The 20559-nt window shown below is 65.7% G+C and carries 14 protein-coding genes; 8 read left to right on the forward strand and 6 right to left on the reverse strand.

Features of this window, described 5'->3' with window-relative positions; translation table 11 throughout:
- Window positions 1-17: 17 nt before the first annotated feature.
- Window positions 18-1052, reverse strand: a complete 1035-nt coding sequence (locus AC6H42_RS24330; RefSeq protein WP_057156368.1) for a LacI family DNA-binding transcriptional regulator — start codon at window positions 1050-1052, stop codon at window positions 18-20.
- Window positions 1053-1068: 16 nt separating this feature from the next.
- Window positions 1069-3489, reverse strand: a complete 2421-nt coding sequence (locus AC6H42_RS24335) for a TonB-dependent receptor (protein WP_497549154.1) — start codon at window positions 3487-3489, stop codon at window positions 1069-1071.
- Window positions 3490-3821: 332 nt separating this feature from the next.
- Between AC6H42_RS24335 and AC6H42_RS24340 the strand changes: the two genes are divergently transcribed.
- Window positions 3822-4952 carry a CBS domain-containing protein gene (locus AC6H42_RS24340; RefSeq protein WP_497549155.1) on the forward strand — a complete coding sequence of 377 codons (1131 nt, stop codon included), beginning with the start codon at window positions 3822-3824 and terminating at the stop codon, window positions 4950-4952.
- Window positions 4953-5054: 102 nt separating this feature from the next.
- Window positions 5055-6869: a DUF885 domain-containing protein gene (locus AC6H42_RS24345; protein WP_057156372.1), complete on the forward strand. Its 1815-nt coding sequence runs from the start codon at window positions 5055-5057 to the stop codon at window positions 6867-6869.
- On the opposite strand, the gene AC6H42_RS24350 is transcribed toward AC6H42_RS24345, so the two are convergent.
- Window positions 6853-7035, reverse strand: a complete 183-nt coding sequence (locus AC6H42_RS24350) for a DUF3606 domain-containing protein (protein WP_057156374.1) — start codon at window positions 7033-7035, stop codon at window positions 6853-6855. The genes AC6H42_RS24345 and AC6H42_RS24350 overlap by 17 nt on opposite strands.
- 143 nt (window positions 7036-7178) lie before the next feature.
- Window positions 7179-8213 (reverse strand): helix-turn-helix transcriptional regulator, encoded by a 1035-nt coding sequence (locus AC6H42_RS24355; protein WP_057156376.1) that lies wholly within the window; start codon window positions 8211-8213, stop codon window positions 7179-7181.
- Window positions 8214-8311: 98 nt separating this feature from the next.
- Between AC6H42_RS24355 and AC6H42_RS24360 the strand changes: the two genes are divergently transcribed.
- The 4 genes from AC6H42_RS24360 to AC6H42_RS24375 all read left to right on the forward strand — a co-directional run bounded on the left by AC6H42_RS24360 (window position 8312) and on the right by AC6H42_RS24375 (window position 14455).
- On the forward strand, window positions 8312-10324 hold the full coding sequence (locus tag AC6H42_RS24360; protein WP_497549156.1) for a TonB-dependent receptor domain-containing protein: 2013 nt from the start codon (window positions 8312-8314) through the stop codon (window positions 10322-10324).
- A 17-nt stretch (window positions 10325-10341) separates the two neighbouring features.
- Window positions 10342-11994, forward strand: coding sequence for an enterochelin esterase (gene fes / locus AC6H42_RS24365; protein ID WP_497549157.1), 1653 nt, complete (start codon window positions 10342-10344; stop codon window positions 11992-11994).
- 72 nt (window positions 11995-12066) lie between these two features.
- Window positions 12067-12390 carry a hypothetical protein gene (locus AC6H42_RS24370; RefSeq protein WP_497549158.1) on the forward strand — a complete coding sequence of 108 codons (324 nt, stop codon included), beginning with the start codon at window positions 12067-12069 and terminating at the stop codon, window positions 12388-12390.
- Between the two features lie 79 nt (window positions 12391-12469).
- Complete coding sequence (locus AC6H42_RS24375; protein WP_057156381.1) at window positions 12470-14455, forward strand: TonB-dependent receptor; 1986 nt, start codon at window positions 12470-12472, stop codon at window positions 14453-14455.
- Window positions 14456-14663: 208 nt separating this feature from the next.
- Here the strand turns inward: AC6H42_RS24375 and AC6H42_RS24380 are convergent, their stop codons facing one another.
- Window positions 14664-16334 (reverse strand): glycoside hydrolase family 43 protein, encoded by a 1671-nt coding sequence (locus AC6H42_RS24380; protein WP_497549159.1) that lies wholly within the window; start codon window positions 16332-16334, stop codon window positions 14664-14666.
- A 114-nt stretch (window positions 16335-16448) separates the two neighbouring features.
- Between AC6H42_RS24380 and AC6H42_RS24385 the strand changes: the two genes are divergently transcribed.
- On the forward strand, window positions 16449-18044 hold the full coding sequence (locus AC6H42_RS24385; RefSeq protein ID WP_497549160.1) for a glycoside hydrolase family 43 protein: 1596 nt from the start codon (window positions 16449-16451) through the stop codon (window positions 18042-18044).
- 70 nt (window positions 18045-18114) lie between these two features.
- Here AC6H42_RS24385 and AC6H42_RS24390 read toward each other — a convergent pair whose 3' ends face one another.
- Window positions 18115-19245 carry an endo-1,4-beta-xylanase gene (locus AC6H42_RS24390; protein WP_057156385.1) on the reverse strand — a complete coding sequence of 377 codons (1131 nt, stop codon included), beginning with the start codon at window positions 19243-19245 and terminating at the stop codon, window positions 18115-18117.
- A 110-nt stretch (window positions 19246-19355) separates the two neighbouring features.
- Here AC6H42_RS24390 and AC6H42_RS24395 point away from each other — a divergent pair, with 110 nt between their 5' ends.
- Window positions 19356-20414 (forward strand): LacI family DNA-binding transcriptional regulator, encoded by a 1059-nt coding sequence (locus AC6H42_RS24395; protein WP_057156386.1) that lies wholly within the window; start codon window positions 19356-19358, stop codon window positions 20412-20414.
- Window positions 20415-20559 lie beyond the last annotated feature (145 nt).

Here is a 20559-nt window from a genome sequence, read left to right on the forward strand (position 1 = left end):
TCTCCAGTTGGATGGTGTTATTTTTTCGGCGCCGCAGTGGACGCCCTGACGATCAGCTCCGGCGCAAACAGCTGCCCGTCCGGCACGGCCGACGGCGCCAGGATGCGCTGCACCGCCGCATCGGCCATGGCCTGGATGGGTTGGCGCAGGGTGGTCAGCGGTGGGTCGTGTGCGGCCGAGAAGAAGATATCGTCGATGCCGATCAGGGAAAAATCTTCCGGGATGCGCTTGCCCAGCTGCTTTAGCCCGATGCCGATGCCGATGGCCATCATGTCGTTGATGGCGATGGCCGCCGTCGGTTTGCCGGGCGCGGCCAGCAGGCGCGCCGCCGCGCTGCGTCCCAGTTCGAACAGCTGCGTGTCGCCGTGCGGATCGCTGGGCGCCTCGGTGCCGTCCGCAATCACCAGTTCGCCGCTGATGCCCGCCTGCGCCACCGCCTGCTGGAAGCCGCTCACGCGTTCCTGGCGGTTCAGCGTGTAGGGCGGCGGCGTCACCAGCGCGATGGAGCGATGCCCCAACGCCACCAGGTGCTCCACCGCCATTGCCGTGGCGGCGGCGTTGTCCACCGAGATGGTGGCGATGCGGTCATGCCGTTCGTCCGAGCGCTTGATGTCGAAGGCTACCACCGGGCAGCGCGCCGTCATGGCCGCCAGGTGGTCCGTGTCGCTCAGCGCCGAGCCGGTGATGATGCCCTGCACGCCGTAGGACAGCAGGTCGGCCATCACCGCGCGTTCCCGGGCGGGATCGCGGAAGGTGCTGAAGGTCATCACGTGGCAGTGGTGGCGGGCGGCCGCCGCTTCCACGGCGCAGGCGAGCGAACCGAAAAACTGGTTGGCCAGCGAGGGCACCAGCAGGCCGACCATGGCCGCTACGCCGGTCTTGAGCTGGCGCGCCGCGCTGTTGGGACGGTAGCCCAGCTGCTCGATCGCCTGCTGGATCTTGCGCTGGGTGTCCGGCCGCATCTGGCCCATCCGGTTGTTCAGAAAATTCGAAATGCTGGAGGTGGATACGCCGGCGAGGCGGGCCACGTCCTGAATTTTGGGTTCGCTCATGGTTTCCTTGGTTTTCTTAGAATGCTGCATCCAGGCGGACGGTGAAGTAGCGGAAGGCATCGCGCGCAGGCTGCCAGCCGAGCGACTTGATGTCCGGGCCTGAGGTTTTCTTGAAGTTCAGGAAGGAGCCGACGTTGCCCGACGCGTAGTGATGGTCGGCCACGTTCTTCACGCCTATCGAGAGCTTGTACTTGCCTTTGTCGTCCGACATGGATGCTCCCAGGTCAACGATACCATAGCCCGGACGGTTCAAACTCGGATCCTGGCTGATGGCGCCCTGCACGCGCGACTGGGTGCGCCACTGCACGTTGAAAGCGGTCTTGAACGGCAGCCAGCCCTGCGGAACGCGGTAGTCGGCGCCCATGCTCAGCTTCCACTTCGGCGCGTTCGGCATGGTGCCGCCGCTGGCGTCGCGCAGGAAGGCGCCGGGCACCAGCTGATTGGGCACCGTGCAGTCCTTGGCGCCGCTGTAGCACGGACCCTGGGTCCAGTTCAGGATGGTGGCGCGGGTGAAGGCCAGGCTGGCGTTCAGCTGCAGTTCGCGCGTGAGCAGCACGGTGCTGTCGGCCTCGAAACCCTTGGTCTGCAGCGCCGGTATGCTGTACAGCACACTGGCCTGGCTGCCGTCGGAGAAGCGCTCGGTGGCCGAGGTCTGGTAGTCGTGGAAGCGGGTGCGGAAGGCGGCCGCGTTGAAAGTGGCGCGGTTGTTCCACAGGTTGGCCTTGAAGCCGAGCTCGAAACTGTCCGCCGTTTCGGCCGGCAGCGGCAGCCGCTTGAACACGTTGACGTTGTTGGCGCCGCTGGTCATGTCGTAGGCCACGCCCTTGCGGCCGGTGGCGGCCGAGCCGTAGGCCATCACGTCCGGCGTGAAGTGATAGCTGTAGGCCAGCTTGCCGGTCACGCCGGTTTCGTCGTGCTGCGGCGCGCGGTAGAAATTCTCGCCGGTGTGCACATTGTTCGGCGCGCTCGACGACAGGCTGTCGATGGTGTGGAAGGTGTAGTTGTTCGATTCCCGGTTCACGCGCAAGCCCGTGGTCAGCTTCTGGCGCGGCGCGAAGTCCCAGGTGCTGTTGCCGTAAATGGCGCGGTTCAGGTTGGACGAGGTGGTCTCGTAGTTGGTGAAGTTGGTCTCTTTCACGAACGGATTGCCGCGATAGTAGGTGCGCTCCAGGCTGTTGCGTGCGATCCAGATGCCCGCGATGTAGCGGAACGTGCCTTCGTCCGGCGAGGTCAGGCGCAATTCCTGGGTCGAGGTCTTGCTGTCGCTGGTACCGTTGATCTCCGGCGGATCGGAAATGCCGGACGGCTTGCCCTGGTGGTTGACCTGGTAGAAGGTGGAGATCAGGTCGATATTGTCGTTGTCGCGAAAGTCGTTGGACAAGTTCTTCACCACCGACGAAATCGAAGTGAGCGCGTGGCCGCGCAGCGGCGAGCTGTCCTGGAACTGGTAGTTGATGCGTACGCCGATGCCGCGGTTGGTCGCTTCCAGGCCGGTGGGCGAATCGTTGCGGATGTCGCGGTTGTAGCGGCTGACGTTAATGCCGCGCAACACCTCGGTATTGGACAGGGCGGTGTAGTTCTTGTTGTACAGGTAGCCCACGCCCGGATCGATGGAGGTGATGGCGGCGGTGTTGCCGGTCGAAAGCGAGTGATCGTAATGCGGCGTCACCAGCACATCGAGGTCGCTGTTTACCTTCCACAGGAACTTGGTGATGAAGCTCTTGCCGCCGGAGCCATTTTGCTTGCGGCCGGTGGTCAGGTTGTTCAGCAGGCCGGGGAAGTTGGTCTTGCTGGCGAACAGGCGCATGGCCACGTCGTCCGACAGGCGGCCGCTGAGGGCGGCCGAGGCGCGGTATTCGTCGTCGCTGGATTTGAACAGGCTGACGTTGGTCTTCATTGGTCCGGCGCCGATCGGCTTGGTGGTCATCACCACCGCGCCGGCGATGGCGCTCTTGCCGAACATGGTGCTTTGCGGTCCCTTCAGCACTTCCACGCGTGACACGTCGGACTGGTCTTTGAACGCCTGCTGCGCCTGGGCGTAGGGCAGGTCGTCGATGATGACAGCGATGTCGCCTTCGATGCCCAGGTTGTTCGAGGTGGTGCCGATGCCGCGCATATTGATGCTGTTGGTGCCGACCTGGGTGCCGACCGAGATCGACAGGGCGGGGGAAAGGTTGACGATATCGTTGAATTCGCGCACGTTGTTGCGCTGCATGTACTCTTCGCCCAGCACCGTGATGGACTGCGGCACGTCCTCCAGTTTTTCAATGCGGCGGTTGGCGGACACCACCACCGTTTCCAGCTTCAATTGTTCGCCTGCGGGCGGGTTTTGCTGCGCCTGCGCCGGCGCGGCGATGCCCAGGGCCAGCAGCGCCGCCGCTGCCGCTATCGGGGTCGGGCGGTGCCGGATTGCGGCCTGCCACTGTTTACCAGTCATCTCTTGTCTCCGTTATCGGTTTTATAAGTCAGAACTGTATCGATTTACTGTAACGTTACAGTAAATGGCAAAAAAAATATAGCCATCGCGTCTTGTCAAAGTCCGGCGGTCTTACACCGACGGCACTTGGTAAAACGATTTACTGTAACGTTGCAGTAAGCTTAAACCAATACGGTTTGAAGTCAACAACAATTTTGTTTCCACGCGCATGCACGTTGCGGCGAGTGCTGGTAGCGGCCGCTTTGATCCAGATCAAAGAATCCGGCCGCGCCTCCCTGCATAGTATGCGGCGCCGGCACTTGCACGGCGACCATATGAAGGAGGATAGAACTATGCGCACGCAACAACCGGGTGCGGCGGCCTTGACCGCTGCCGAAGTCATGGCCCGCCTGCTCATCACGGTCGGGCCGGAAGCGGGCGTGCAGCACGCCATCGGCCTGATGCTCAAGCACCGCCTGGGGGGGCTGCCGGTGGTGAACGCGCAGGGCTGCCTGGTCGGCATGCTGAGCGAGGGCGACCTGCTGCGCCGCGCCGAGCTGGGCGAGGGCGCGGCACTGCCGCCCTGGCTCGCGCTGCTGCGCGCCAGGGGCGGCGGCAATGACAGCGGCAAGCGCGGCGCGCTGGTCGGCGAGGTGATGAGCGCGGCCGCCGTCTGCGTGGCGCCCGGCACCCCGCTCGAGCAAGTGGCGGCGCTGATGGAGGAGTTCGGCATCCAGCGCGTGCCGGTGCTGCGCGACGGACGGCTGGAGGGTATGGTGAGCCGGGCCAACCTGCTGCAAGCGCTGCTGCGCCTGGTGCCGGCGGCCGCTCCGGCTGCGGACGGGAGTGACGAGGCTGAAACCGACATGGCGGACGGTGACGGTACGGTGAGCCTGGTGGAGACGGCCGCGCTCGAAATGGACTCGGACATCGGCGCGCTGGGCCTGGGCCTGATCGACACGCTCAAGCTGCGCCGTTCGCAGCGCGCCTTCAGCCCGAGGGAGCTGCCGCGCTATCGGCTGTCGCGCCTGCTGTGGGCGGCTTTCGGCATCAACCGGGCGTCGGAACGCGGCCGCACCGCGCCGTCGGTGTCCAATGCGCAGGAGATAGACATTTACGTGGCCACGGCCAACGGCTGGTACCGCTACGACCCGGACGCGCCGGCCCTGCTGCTGTGCGGCCGGGCCGACATCCGCGCTGCGACCGGCAAGCAGGACTATCCCGCCAGCGCGCCGGTCACGCTGCTGTACGTGGCCAACCTGGCCCGGCTGCCGGCGGAGGACCACGCCGAGCGCCTGCTGCACGCCGCATTCGATGCGGGCCACATCAGCCAGAACGTGTACCTGTTCTGCGCTGCCGAAGGCATGGCCACGGTGGCGCGCGGCTGGTTCGATGCTGCCGAACTGGCTGCGCTGATGGGGCTGGGTAGCGGGCAGCGGGTCATGCTGGCGCAGACGGTAGGCTATCCGGTCGAGACGGCGTGAGCCTGTTTGCGCGCGCCGGCGGGCTTGCCGTCGCCTGAAGGCCTATCCAGAAAAGTGGTTTTGTGTAAATATTGACCGGTTAGCTCACTTACCGGTCCATCCATGAAAAAATCACTCTCGAGCCTCTTTCTCAGCGCCGGCCTGCTGGCCTTTGTGCCCGTTGCCGGCCACGCCGCCAAGCCTGCCGTCCCGGCCACGCCGGAAAAAATGAACCAGATCTACGCGGAGTACTGGGAAGAGTACTCGAAGGCGAATCCGCTGTCCGCCACCTTCAACGGCGACAACCGCTACAACGACCGCTTCGGCCCCATCACGTCCAGGGAAGCACTGGCCGAGCGCAAGCGCCTGGCCGACAAATACCTGGCCCGCACCGCCGAATTCGATCCAGCCAGGCTGGGCGCCGAGGACCGTATCAGCTACGATCTGCTGCGCTACAAGCTGCAGCAGTCGCTGGACGATATGCGCTTCCCGTCGCAGCTCACGCCCATCAACCAGACCTTCAGCCTGCACCTGCTGTTCGCGCAGCTCGGTTCGGGCAAGCTGGCGCAGCCCTTTGCCACGGTGAAGGATTACGACAACTGGCTGGCGCGCGCGGCCGGCTTTGCCCCGGCGGTGGACGGCATGATCGCCGACATGCGCGCCGGCATGGCGCGCGGCGTGGTGCAGCCCAAAATCGTCACCAGGCAGATCCTGCCGCAGCTGGAGAACCTGGGCACCGCCGACCTGGCCAAGAGCGTCTACATGGCGCCGGTGCGCCAGTTCCCCAAGGATTTCGGCGAGCAAGACAAGGCGCGCCTGACGGCCGCCTACTCGAAGCTGGTGGGCGAGCAGATTGCGCCAGCCTACCAGCGCCTGCTGGCCTTCATGCGCGACACCTACCTGCCGGCCAGCCGCGAGACCGTGGGCCTGGGTGCGCTGCCGGAAGGGAAGGCGTGGTATGACTCCAAGGTGCGCAGTTCGACCACCACCGCGCTCACCGCCGAGGAGATCCACACCATCGGCCTGAACGAGGTGACCCGCATCCGCGCGCTGTTCGAGCAAGCCAAGCAGCGCGTCGGCTTCCAGGGCACGCTGAAGGAGTTCTTCGTGCACCTGAACACCGCGCCGGAGCAGCGCTTCAGCACCCGCGAGCAGATCCAGGCCGCCTACGAAAGCCTGCGTCCGCGGGTGGAGGCGAAGACGCCGCAGTTCTTCGGCAAGATGCCGAACACCCCGTTCGAAGTGCGCCCGGTGGAATCGTTTCGCGAAGTGAGCGCCGCGCCGGCCCAGTACTTCGCGGGCCTGCCGGACGGTTCGCGTCCCGGCATCTTCTACTACAACGCCTACAAGCCGGAAACGCGCACCCGCTTCACCACGGTGGCGTTCTTCCTGCACGAAGCGATTCCAGGCCACCATTTCGAGATCAGCCTGGCCAAGGAACAGACCGGCTTCCCGGCGTTCCGCCGCAATGAAGGTACTGGCGCCTTCAGCGAAGGCTGGGGCCTGTACAGCGAAATGCTGGGCCAGGAGATGGGCTTGTACGACGATCCGTGGCAATGGTGCGGCCGCCTGTCGGCCGAGATCTGGCGCGCGGTGCGGCTGGTGGTCGACACCGGCATCCACGCCAAGGGCTGGACGCGCGAGCAGGCCATCGCCTATTTCGTCGACAATGTGCCGCAGAACGAGGTGGTGGCGGTGCAGGAGGTGGAACGCTATATCGCCGCGCCGGGCCAGGCCCTGAGCTACAAGATCGGCGAACTGAAGCTGCGCGAACTGCGCGCGCGCGCTGAACAGCAGCTAGGCGCGAAGTTCGACCTGCGCGCCTTCCACGACGAAGTACTGTCGCACGGCTCCGTGCCGCTCAGCGTGCTGGAAGCGGCAGTGGACCGCTGGCTGGCGCGCCAGGCGGCGACTGCGGGTGCTAGTGCAGGCTCTTGATCTTCCGCACCACGTTCTCGACTACCGGACCGACCTCGTTGACGATCTCAACGAGGGTTTCCTTCGGCACGCCGAGCTTTTTGCTCCAGTAAGCCACTTCCCATTCTTTTTCCACGTGGATACGCGAGCGGTCCCGCTGAAACAAATCGACTAAATTTTCCGCCATGTGTGCTCCTGTTTTTTGGGGCATCACTATAGCCGGACAGGCGCTGCCGCTCTGTGCGATAACGCACACTGGCGGGAAATTTAATCTTGCGGCCCACTGCGGAGCGCGGCGCCGCTGCCATGGCGCTGCGGCGGCGCCCTGCGTTATGCCGCAGCGTTGTCGCCAAGGCGCGCGTCGCGCGGCCGGCTGCCGTAGTGGCGGCGGTACGCGGTGGAAAAGTTGCAGGCCGCCGAGTAGCCGGCCGCGTCCGCCGCCTGCGCCACGCTGGCCCCGCCCTGCAGCAGTGCGTGCGCGCGCTGCATGCGCAGCTGGCGCACGCGTTCGAAGACCGTGACGCCCCACGCGCGCCGGGTGAGCGCCTGCAGCGACACCGGATTGGTGCCCAGCTCGCGGGCTATGCCCTGCATCGACAAATCGGCGCCGCAGCTGCTGCGCAGCAATTCCTCCAGGCGCGCCAGGCGGCGCAGGTCAAGCTCGCGCAGGGCTGGCTTGGCTGCCGCCGTGGCCTGCTGGGCGCCGACCGCCGCCAGCGCCTCGGCTGCCAATTCGATGCAGCGCGCTTCCAGGCGCAGGCGCTGCAGGCCGGGCATCAGCGCCTGCGGCGCCAGGATCTGCCTTGCCAGTTCGCGGGCGCGTGGCGTCACGGTCCACGGCTGGCGTGCCAGGTGTTCGCCGTGAAAGGACTGCAGCGCGCCGTGCGCGGCATGCCCCTGCAAACCGCCGTTCTCCAGCCACTCGGGCGTAAGCGTGAGGCTGACCTTGCGCTCGCTGCGGCCGGCCAGCCAGCGGCGCGAGAACATCTCTTGTTCGGCCAGGTTGACCAACGCACCCGCGCTGCGCTGGCGCGGATCAGCCGTGGCCGGGCCGAGGTGAAAGCGGTGATGGCCGAACGAGAGGTCGGTGGCGCCGTCGACCAGCAGCACGATCTTGATGCCGGGATTTAAGTGGTTGCTGGTGTTCATGGTGTGCAGGTCGCGCACGCAGGCGGCGTGCAGGATCAGGCCGGGGCGCAGCTGCAGCGTGTCGAACTGGCCATGCAGCACTTCCTCGTCGGCGGGCGCGCTGTTGTTGAAGGTGTAGGCGGCGCCCAGCAGGCCGGCGCTACGCACCAGGTCGGCCCGCGTGACAAACCGTGTGCTGCCGCACACTGGTGGCGCATTATTTGCCGAATCATACATTTTCTTTTTCCTTGCAAATGTTGCTTAGACAAGATTCTGCCACACTGGCGGTCTTTATGAAATAAGAATCATTCGTATTTGCACACATGGAGAAGATTATGCAGTCCCCAACGAAGTTCCCGTCGACATTCCCCGTACCGCTGCCGCTCGCCAGCCTGCTGTGCGCCGCGTTCGCCCTGCCTGCCGTGGCGCAGTCCGATATGCCCACCGTGGTGGTGACCGCGTCCTCCCTGGAACAGACGTTGAAGGATGCGCCGGCCAGCATTTCAGTGTTGACGCGGGCGGACATCGAGAAGCGCCCGGTGGTCGAACTGGCCGAGCTGCTGGGAACGGTTGAGGGCGTGTCGCTGTCGCGCAGCGGCAATGCGGTGCCCGGCGTGCAGTTGCGCGGCCTGGGCCAGGCTTACACGCTGTTCCTGGTGGACGGCAAGCGCGTAAACGCCACCAGCGTGAGCTTCCGTGGCAACGATTACGACACGGGCTGGGTGCCGACTTCGGAAATTGAACGGATTGAAATCGTGCGCGGCCCGATGTCCTCGCTGTACGGGTCGGACGCCATCGGCGGCGTAGTCAACATCATCACCCGCAAAGTGGGCAAGACCTGGCGCGGCTCCATGAAGCTGGACACCGTGCTGCCGAGCGACGATGCGCAGGGCGACACCCGCACGGCCAGCTTCAGCGCCAGCGGCCCGCTGATTGCGGACGTGCTGGGCCTGCGCGTGTCGGCCGGGTACGACAAGCGCGAAGGGGACGGCAAGGTCAATGCGCCGGTGAACGGCGTGACGCAGCCGGGCTTCCCGCTGATCGCCAACCGCCAGTTCGGCGGCGCGCTGTCGTGGATGCCGGCGGCCGGGCAGGACGTGAAGCTGGGTTACGACACCAGCCGGCGCGACCACGGCGGCTTCATCCTGGAACGCCACGCCAGCTCGCTCAGCCACCAGGGGCGTTACGATTTCGGCCGCTCCGAGGTCACGCTGAACGCGGACGAGACGCGCAACCTGGTGGGTACCGTGACGGGCCAGGTCAATCCGAACAAGGCCAACAACAACAGCCTGGACGGCAAGCTGGTGCTGCCGTGGGACGCGGCCCGCCAGACCATCACCGTGGGCGGTGAACTGCGGCGTGAGAAACTGTTCGACCCTGCCAACGTGACCGGCCTGCCGGGCACGCCCGGCTACCGCCAGAATCCGACGGTGAAGCTGAGCCAGTACGCGGCCTTCGTGGAGGATGAAGTGGCGCTGCGCGACGGCCTGAAGCTGACCATCGGCGACCGCTATGACCACCACGAGAACTTCGGCGCGCACCACAGCCCGCGCGCCTACCTGGTCTATCACGCCACGTCCGGCATCACGCTCAAGAGCGGCTGGGCGCGCGCCTTCCGCGCGCCGACGCTGCTGCAGGGCAGCCAGAACTGGGGTTCGGTGTCGTGCGGCAGCGCCACGGTGGGCTGCTACATTGTTGGCAGCGCTGCGCTGAAGCCGGAAACGAGCACCAGCAAGGAACTGGGCGCGCAATTCGACTACGGCAAGGTGGGCGGCGGTTTCACGTTCTTCCGCAACGACCTGAAGGACATGATCGACATCACCAGCCGTACGGCGGACCGCAAGCTGGCGCCGTCGTACAGCAATTTCATCGGCTTCCTGCCGGACGGGCGGCCGATCTTTGCCTATCAGAATATCGCCAAGGTGCGCACCAAGGGTGTGGAGACCAGCCTGAGAGCGGTATTCTCGCCGCAGGTGTCGGTTCGGGCCAATTACACTTACACGGACGCGAAGAACGTCAGCGGCGCGATCGGGCTGCCGATGATTTACCGGCCCAAGAACAACGCCAACGTGACGCTGGACCTGCGTCCGGCCGACAGCTGGACCGCGTCCGCCACCGCGCGCTACATCGGGGAACAGTACCTGAACGTGCCTGCCAGCGGCCTGAACCTGGTGAAAAAGGGCGCTTACACCGTGGCGGACGTGAACGCGGCCTACCGCTGGAACAAGAACCTGACCGTCAGCGCAGGTGTGCTGAACCTGGGCGACAAGGGCAGCCAGCGCGACACGTCGGCCGACTTCAACGAGGAGGGCCGCCGCGTATTCCTGTCTCTGTTGGCGAAATTCTGATGAACACGCATCCGCGTATGACATTGCCGCGCGCGATGCTCGCCGTGGCGCTGGCGGCTGCGGTGGCCACCGCTCCGGCGCTGGCCCATGCGGCCGAGGGGGCGCAAACTGGGGCCGGCCTGGCGAGCTTCGGCGGTACGCTGGAGGCGCAGACGCACCGCGAGCATCCGCTGCAGCTGGCCGAGGGCGACTTTGTGCAGGGGCGGCTGGTGGGCAAGGGCATGCGTTTGGTGCTGATGGACCGCGACGGCAAGCGCGCCAAGATATTGGCCAAGGGCCGCCGCGACGACCAGGACTTCATGTTCGTTGCGGGCGACCGTGGACCGTATGCGCTGGACGTGCGCGCGCCGGAAGCGGGCAGCTACCAGTTGAGCGTGCAGCATCGCGTGCCGCGTGCGGAGCAGGTGGCGCCGCCGCCGGCCATCGACAGCCCGCGCCTGCGCGCGCTCCAGCAGCAACTGGCGCAGGGCGGCGGCACGGATGCTTTCTGGGCCGAAGCCGCAGCGCAGGGCGGGCCGCTGATCGAGGGCGGCACGGCAGGTGCAACGGCAGGCAGCGGCCCGCAGATCAGCCCGCCCCTGGCCAGGGACGAACTGCTGCTCACCTTCCTGTGGCGCGGCGCACAGCGCAATGTCCGCATCTTGGGCGCGCCATCGTCGGACCACGATGAGATGCAGCGCCTGGGCGGCAGCGACGTGTGGTACCGCAGCTACCGGGTGCCGGCCAGCACCCGCCTGAGCTACCGCCTGGCGCCGGACGTGCCGGAATTGAATGGCACGGCCATGCAGCGCCGCCGCGCCATCCTCGCGACGGTGCAGCGCGACCCGCTGAACCCGCGCAGCTTTCCGGCCAGGCCGCTTGACCAGTACGACGGCGCCTCGGTGCTGGAACTGCCCGCCGCGCCCCCGCAGCAGTGGGTGCAGCCGCGTGCCGGCGTGCCGCAGGGCGGGCTGGAAAAGCTGCGCCTGGCCAGCAAACACCTGGGCAACGAACGCGACATCTACTTGTACCGTTCGCACGGCTACCGTCCTGGTGCAAAGGGCAACGCCCTGGTCGTGCTGTTTGACGCCGAGAACTACACCACCGACGTGCCCACGCCGGCGATCCTGGACAACCTGGTCGCCGCCGGCGCCTTGCCGCCCACCGCCGCCATCCTGATCGCCAATCCCAGCGGCGAGACGCGCTCGGCCGAGCTGCCGCCCAACCCGGCGTTCGCGCGCTTCCTGTCGCAGGAACTGATGCCGTGGGCGCGCCAGCGGGGTGTGCATGCGCCGGCCGCGCAGACGGTGATCGCAGGCGCCAGCTATGGCGGGCTGGCGGCGGCCTATGCGGGCCTGAAGCATCCCGAACTGTTCGGCAAGGTGCATAGCCAGTCCGGCTCTTTCTGGTGGGCGCCGCCGCAGCAGGACGCCGAGTGGCTGACCCGCCAGTTCGTGGACCTGCGTGCCGCTGCGCGCCGGCCGCCGCTGCGCTTTCTGCTAGAGGCCGGGCAGTTCGAAACCGGCCGCAATGGCGGCGCCGGCATTGTCGATACCACCCGCCATTTGCGCGATGTATTGCGCGCCAAGGGCTACGCGGTGGCGCACCGCGAATACGCGGCGGGCCACGACTATTACCACTGGCGCGGTAGCCTGGCGAATGGCCTGATAGAGATGATAGGCAAAAGGTGAAGCACTAAACGTTGAATCGCGGTTAAAATACGCCGTTTCCATCCCAGCGAATTGACCGACGTGCTACGCCGTATGCTGCCCCTGCTAATTGCCTACCTGTTGCTGATGTCGCAACAGGTAGCGCTGTCGCACGGCTATACGCACTGGGCGCCGATACAAAAGGCCGTTGGCGGCGAAATGCTGGCCTCGGCCAGCGCCGCACCGGAAGCCACGCTGGTCGACCACATCTGCCTGCAATGCGTGGCCGCCGCGGAACTGGCGTTCGCCGTCAGCAGCCCGTTGCTGCGCTTCAAGGCGCCCGACAGCAGGCCTTCCTTGCCGACGCAGCTGTTGCTGCAGGTGCGCGAGCGCCTTGCCACCGTTGTATTCCAATCCCGGGCTCCCCCGGTCCTCTGACAAAAAAACACTCCCAGTCGGGCATGCGCGCCAGGAAGGCGCGCAGCCGCTTCACGTCTTTTTTGTTTTAGAGGTTCATATGATTTTCACCCGTACCCTGATCGCTACGGCGGTCCTGTCCGCCATTTCGTCCGCCGCTGTTGCCCAGTCCACCGACGCGGCCATTCCCAAAGTGCTGGTGACCGCCAGCCCCTTCAAAACGGCGGAGGGCGACCAGATCCTGACTCCTGCCAAAGTGCTGGCCGGCGACGAGCTGCGCGACAAGATGGGCAGCTCGCTGGGCGATACGCTGTCGCAGGAACTGGGCGTGTCCGCCTCGGCCTTCGGCGCCGGCGCCTCGCGTCCCATCATTCGCGGCATGGAAGGCGCGCGCGTCAAGATGCTGGAGAACGGCATGGCGGTGTCGGACGTGTCCGGCCTGTCGAACGACCATGCGGTGGCGGCCGAAGGCGCGGTGGCGCGCCAGGTTGAAATCCTGCGCGGCCCTGCGGCGCTGCTGTACGGCTCGGGCGCCATCGGCGGCCTGGTCAACGTGGTCAACGAGCGCATCCCGACCGCGCTGGAAAAGAAGCCGACCGGCCAGGTCGAAGCGCGCTACAGTACCGTCGACAGCGGCAAGAACCTGTCCGGCACCGTCGACGGCGCAGTAGGCCAGTTCGCGCTGCATGTGGACGGCAACTTGCGCAACGCGGACGACTACAAGATTCCGGAAAACCGCGTGGTCAACGACCCTGGCTCGGCTTCCGGCCGCCTGCCGCATTCGGCCACGCGCGAACGCAACGCGGGCCTGGGCGGTTCCTATATCGCGGACTGGGGTTTTGTTGGCGCTTCCGTGTCGCGCCTGGACAATGTGTACGGCATCCCGAGCGATGAAGGTTCGAAGATCGACCAGAAGCAAACCCGCTACGATATCGACAGCCTGGTGCGCAAGCCGTTCGACGGTTTCGAGAGCTTCAAGTTCAAGGCCGGCTACACCTCCTACGAACACGCGGAGCTGGACGAAGAGAACGCGCCTGTGGTGATCTTCAACAACCGCTCGCTGGAAACCCGCGCCGAGCTGGCGCACAACCCGATCGCCGGCATGCGCGGCACCTTCGGCGTGCAGACCGAAAACACGCACTTCTCTGCGCTAAGCCCTGAAGGCGCGGCCGATACCGTGCCGGTCACGCATTCGACTTCCACCGCCGGCTTCCTGGTGGAAGAAGCCAGGGTGGGCGAGTTCCTGCTGAGCGCCGGCGCCCGCGTGGAATCGGTCAAGCGCAAGCCCGTGACCGGCCAGGACCGCGCTTTCAACTTGAATTCTGGCTCGCTCGGCACGTTGTGGACCTTCGCGCCAGGCTATGGCGCAGGCGCCACCTTCTCGTACGCCGAGCGCGCACCGGCCACGGAAGAGCTGTACTCCGGCGGCCCGCACGACGCCACCGTCACCTTCGACATCGGCAACCCGGACTTCAGGAAGGAAGCCTCGCGCAACATCGAATTGAGCGTGCAGAAGACCACGGGCCTGGTTCGCTGGAAGGCCAACCTGTTCCGCAACAAGGTGCGCGATTTCATCTACGGGCATATCACGGGCCAGCTGCTGGACGAGGAAGGCAACCCGGGCGACGAACTGCGCGAGCGCATCTTTGAGCAGGCCAACGCCACCATCAAGGGCGCGGAAGCCGAAATCACCTATAACGCGCAGGGCAGCGGCTGGTCGGGACGCCTGTTCGCCGATACCTCGAAGGGCAAGCTGGATAACGCGGGCAACCTGCCGCTGCAGCCGGCCAGCCGTTTCGGCGCCAGCGTCGGCTTCCGCGAAGGCGCATGGCGCGGCGGCTTGTCGCTGGTGCACGCGAACGGCCAGGACCGCCTGGCGTCGTTCGAGACCACGCCGACCGCGTCGTACAACCAGGTCAATGCGAACTTTTCGTACACGCAGAAACTCGGCTCGCAGGACGTCACCTGGTTTGTGCTGGCCAAGAACCTGCTGAACGACGAGATCCGCATGTCGACCTCGGTGCTGAAGGATATCGCGCCTTTGCCGGGCCGCAATATCGTGCTGGGCGTGCGCACCAAGTTCTGATCAGCGCTTGGGCCTGCGCTTGGTGTAACTGCCCGAGCGCGGCGCTTTCCTGGCCCGGTATTTAGCGATGCCGCGCCAGGACCAGATGCCAAAGGCAATGAACACCGGCAGCAGCAATAGGGCCGACCAGTACGTAAAAGACTGCGAAAGCATGGGGTGTGTGCATGACTGCCTGAAAGGGCCGCCATTCTAGCACGCACCCCCATGCTCAGTTTTGCGCCGCTTGCCAGGCGTAGGGGCCGATTATGGTGCCGACGAATCCGCCCGCCTTGCGGGTGGACAGGAACGTGGCGTCCAGCTTGTCCGCCAGTGTCCTGGTCTTGCCGCCGATGGTATAGCTGAACGCCATGCTGCCGCCATCTGCCTTCAAGGTCAACGTCGCGGTGTCACCCGCAAGCGGCGCGCTGGCCACCAGCACATCCTCATTCGATTTCGCCCTGGTGTACAGGGCCAGCACATTCTTGCCGCCGATGCGGCTTATTCCGTAGAACAGATGGGACTCGTCGCTCTGGTAGGCCAGCAGGCCGGCGCGGTCGCCGTCGTGTACGGGGCGGAAGCTGAGCGTGGTGGATACGGTGGCGATGTGGTGCTGCTGGCGGCGCGCGATAAAAGATGGCGTGCTTTTCAGGTCGCCCAGCCGGCCGCCCGGCGTCAGTACCAGCTGGCCTTTGTCCAGTTTGTAGAATGGGGTGGCCGGCGTGCGTACGCCTATCCACTGGTCCGACAGGGTGCTGCCGCTGAATTCGTCCGTATAGCTGATATCACCGGTGAAAGGCTGGGCCGGCCGGACGCCGGTGCCTAAACCGGGAATAGCCGGCTTGGGAACGGTGAACGGAATGCGCTTGCCCGCTTCCAGCACCACCGGCCAGCCATCCTGCCATGTCACCGGCAGCAAGAAGGTTTCGCGGCCGATGTTGTACAAGTCCGGGCCGTAAGGGCGGGTGGCCAGGAAGGTGGCCCACCATTCGCCGCTCTGCGTCTGCACGAACTTGGCATGGCCGGCCGAGGTCACTGGGTTGGCGCGGCTGGCGTCCAGTGAGCGCTGGCTCAGGATGGGGTTGTGCTCGAACGGCACGAACGGACCGCGCACGCTGGTGGAGCGGAACACCACCTGGGAGTGCTGGTCGCCGGTGCCGCCTTCGGCCGCGGTCAGGTAGTAGTACTCGCCGCGCTTCAGCAAGTGCGGTCCCTCGATCCAGATCGGCTTGGTGGAAATGTCGACACCGCCGTTTACGATCAGCGTGCGCTCGCCCACCATGGCGAGCGTTTTCGGATCAAACTCCTGCACCCAGATCGCGCGGTGGCCGTCGTAGCGCGGGGTTTCAACAGGATCGCCATTGTTCACCATGTAGGCCTTGCCGTCGGTGTCCCAGAAGATGGACGGGTCGATGCCGCCGAACTTCACGGGCTTGGGATCGGACCACGGGCCGGCCGGATTGGTGGCCGTCATCACCACGTTGCCGCCGCAGTCGACGCAGGTGGTAACCACGTAGAACACGCCGTTGTTGTGCGAGATGTCCGGCGCGTAGATGCCGCGCGAGGAGCGCAGACCCTGGAAGTTGAACTGGCCGGGACGGCTGATGGCGTTGCCGATCTGCTTCCAGCTCACCAGGTCGCGCGAGTGGAACACCGGCAGGCCGGGATAATTCGTGAACGAGGAGTTGATCAGGTAGTAATCGTCGCCCACGCGGGTGACCGACGGGTCCGGGTAGTAGCCAGACAGGATGGGGTTGCGGAATTCGTTGGCGGCCGGCTGCGCGCTTTCCTGCGCGTGGCCTTCGTAGCTGAAGCGCTCGAAGCGTGCCTCTGCGGCGTGTGCGCTCGCGGCTGTACCGGCCAGGGCGGCGGCGAGGATGATCGCCAGGCGTTGTTGTCTCATTGTTGTTGTCTCGCTGTTATTGTAAGTTTTTGACGTCTACCATAGCGTATATCATAATGAATAGCGCTACCATTAGCATCCTGCCGGATTCGGCATAAGACGTCAACAGGAGACATGATGAATCGACTTTGCCGCGGCGCCGCTGCCGCATGGACGGCTGCGCTTTGCCTGGGCAGCCTGACCGGACTGCCCGCCGCCGCCGCCGACAACGGCAATGGCAGCTACACCAACCCGCCGCTGTACGCCGACTACCCGGACCCGGACATCATCCGCGTGGGCGAAGACTTCTATTTCGTCACCACCACCTTCGCCAACAGTCCCGGCCTGACGCTGCTGCACTCGAAAGACCTGGTGAACTGGGCCTTCGCCTCGCACCTGGTGCCACGGCTGGACGGCGATGAGCGCTTCGACCTGAAGCAGGGCGGCGCCTACCGCCACGGCATGTTTGCCGCCAGCCTGCGGCACCACGCCGGCATGTTCTACGTGGCGGTAACGCCGGTCAACCAGAACACGCGTATCTACTACAGCAAGGATATCAAGGGGCCGTGGGCCTACCATACCCTGGACCGCCCGGCCTTCGACCCGGCCTTGTTCATTGAACCGGATGGCAAGGCCTATATCGCAAGCTCCGGCGGCTGGGACGGCACGGTCACACTGCTGACGCTCAGCGGCGATTTCTCCAAGGTGACGGATGCGCGCAAGATCCACTATTACAAGGGGGCCGAAGGCTCGAAGCTGGTCAGGCGCGGCGAGTACTACTACCTGTTTAATGCCTTGCCTTCCAAACTGGCGCTGGTGGTGTCGCGCGCGAAAAGCCTGCAAGGACCTTGGGAGACGCGCCCGCAGATCGACGATCGCAGCGGCGGTCACCAGGGCGCCATCGTCGATCTGCCGGACGGCGGCTGGTATGGTTTCGTGATGGTGGACGCAGGGCCGATCGGGCGCATGACGAATATCAGTCCGGTGTTCTGGGAAGATGGCTGGCCCGTGTGGGGCACGAAGGAGGCGCCGGGCCGCGTGCCTGCGGTGGCGCCCAAGCCAGTACAAGGCCGGCCGGTACTGGCGCTGGCCGCCTCGGACGATTTCAGCGCGCCGCGGCTGGGGCTCCAGTGGCAGTGGAACCACAACCCGGTCGACAGCCGCTGGTCGCTTGGCGAGCGGCCGGGCTTCCTGCGCTTGAAGCCGACCGAGGCGACCGAGTTCTGGACCGCGCGCAATACGCTGACGCAGAAAGGGCAGGGGCCGTGGAGCCGTGGCGTCGTATCGCTCGACGTGGCCAATCTGAAGGAGGGCGACGTGTGCGGCTTCGGCACGCTGGGCAAGTTCAACGGCCATATCGCCGTGGTGGGCGGCGCCGGGGGCAAGCTGTCGCTGCGCATGGAGGTGATCGAGGATACGGCGGCGGGCAGGCAGTCGGATGTGCGGGTGCCGTCGCTGCCTTTGCCGGCGACATCGGCTTTGGCGGCCGGCAGGATCCACCTGCGCACGGACATGGACTTCAAGACCAATCTGGCCGAGGTGGCGTACAGCGTGGACGGCAAGCAGTGGCACGGCCTGGGCGGCAGCTTCAAGCTGGCCTATGACTGGCGAACCGGCACGTTCCAGGGGCAGCAGTTTGCGCTGTTCTGCTACAACCCGAAACCCGGCGCGGGCTTCCTCGACATGGACAGCTTCGAGTTCACCCGCGCCGAGGCGCCGCCGCAGAGCTAAGGCCGCGCGCGGCCAGGCAGTTGTGGCAGGCCAGCGCTTTGCGGCAGGCCTGGGCGGCACGGCTGCCGGGTCAGGCGGCGCGCTGCGGCATGTCGCGCAGCGCCTTGGCGATAGCTTCGCGCAGCGGCTTGGCGCGCAGCTGGTCGTCGAAGGGGGCAGGGCGCTGCGCCTTGCCGTCGGTGCGCGCCGCTTCCTTCCACGTCTGCAGCCAGTTCACGTGGTCGGCCATGCCCCACAGCAGGAGGTCGCGGCAGCGCGGATAGCTCAGCGTCAGGTCGAGGTAGTCGCGCGCCAGGGCGGCCACACCCGCATCGCGCTTGGCGAAATCCACCGGCAGCTTGCGGTCGTTCACGTCGAACTCCGTAATCAGCAAGTCGTAGCCCATGCCGGTCGCCTCGTCCAGGAACTTGCGCCACTCACTGCTGGCGGCCGTGTCGGCGGGCGGCAGCGAATCGCCGATGTGGCTTTGCAGGCCGAGCGCATGCACCGGCGTGCCGCGTGCACGCAAGTCGGCCAGCAGCTTGAGCACGCCCGCGCGATGCTTGGCACTGCCCGCGCCGGGATTCATGTAGTCGTTGTAGACCAGCTGCGCGTGCGGCGCATGTTCGTGCGCCAGCCGGAAGGCCAGGTCGATCTCGTCCAGCGCGCCCAGGCGCTTGCTGAACACGTTCTCGATCAGCCGGCCCGTGGCCGGGTCGACCGCCTCGTTCACCACGTCGTAGCTGACGATGTCCTTGCCGAAGTGGCCGCACACGGCCTTGATATGCTCACCCAGCAAACGCTCGGCGGCCTGCTTGGGCTGGGCGCCGAAGTCGTAGGCGCTGACCCAGTCCGGCAGCCATTTCGGCGATTGCCAGATCAGTGTGTGGCCGCGGATCGCCATGCCTTCCTTCTTGGCCCAGGCGAACATTTCGTCCGGCACCGCGAACTGGTGCGGGCCGGGACGCGGCTGCAGCGCTGGCCATTTGGTCTCGTTCTCGGCTACGATCATGTTGCACTCGCGGGCCATGAGCTGGCGGTAGGCAGGGCCGCCCACCTTGCCAAGCGCATTACCGAAGCGCATGCCCTTTTTCGCGGCGATGTCTTTCAGCGGCTCGGGTGCGGGTGGGGCGGCCAATGTTTCGGCCAGGGCCGATGGCGGCAGCAGCAGGGCGCCGGCGGCGGCTCCGAGCAGGTGCAAGGTGTTGCGTCGCGTAGTCATGTGTCTCCTTTGTTAGATTTTATAACGGCGTTTAGTGCGGAATGATAGCGCAATCTATTCTATTTCGGCTTATCATGTTATATCAACCATTTTCGCAGGAAACAGCCTGAATGCACCCAGATTCCAAACGCAGTCCGAATATGATCGACGTGGCCAGGCTGGCCGGCGTGTCGCCCATGACGGTGTCGCGCGTCATGAACGGCAAAGACATCGTGCGCGGCAGCACCCGCAAGAAGGTGGCCGAAGCGGTGGCGGCGCTGAACTACGCGCCCAATCCGGAAGCGCGCACCATCGCCGGCCTGAAGCCGATACGGGTCGGCTTCCTGTACAGCAAACCGAGCGGCGCCTACCTCGCGGAATTCCTGCTTGGCCTGCTCAACCAGGCCAGCCTGAATAATGTGCAGTTGCTGGTGGAGCAGTGCGGGGAGGGCAAGGAGGCATTGACGCAGGCGCAGCGCCTGCTGGACAGCAACCTGGATGGCATCATCCTGCCGCCGCCGCTGTGCGACCGCGCCCCGATTGTCGACCTGGCGGTCAATTCCGGCGTGCCGCTGGTGGTGGTGGCCTGCGGCCAGCCCGACAGCCGCGCCAGCGCCGTCAGCATCGATGAACACGGCGCCGCCTACGAAATGACGCGCCACCTGATTGAACTGGGACATGAACGCATCGGTTTCGTGATGGGCAACCCGGCCCAGTCCTGCAGCGCGCTGCGGCTGGCCGGCTACCAGGCCGCGCTGCGCGATTTCGGCGGCCAGCTGGCGCCCGAGCTGGTGGTGCCGGGCCTGTTCAACTACCGGTCGGGGCTGGACGCGGCCGAACAGCTGCTGGCGCTGCGCGACCGTCCGACCGCGATTTTCGCCAGCAACGACGACATGGCTGCGGCGGTAGTGGCGGTGGCGCACCGGCTGCGGCTGGACGTGCCGGGCGACCTGACCGTGACCGGCTTCGATGACACCGCGCTGGCCATGACGATCTGGCCGGCGCTGACCACCGTGCGCCAGCCAACAGCGGCCATGGCGGAGGCGGCGGTGCAGTGCCTGGTGCGCCAGGTGCAGGCCCAGCGCAGCCAGCAGCCCGGCGCCACCGAGCAGCTGTCCATCGGCTTCACGCTGATCCGGCGCCAGTCCGACGCGCCGCCCCGGATCCGGCCGCCTGCCCGCGCTTATTGAAAAAGCCGTCTTGACAAGTTGCCTTGCAAAGGAATAGACTGAAATGGTTGCGCTATCTTTTTCCTGTTATCCCATTCATTTGGGTGGTCGCGTAACTCATAAGGTCTTTTCGCCGGCGCCATTCGTGGCCCCGGCGTGTTTTTTT

The sequence above is a fragment of the Massilia sp. NBRC 108631 genome (assembly GCF_059704565.1).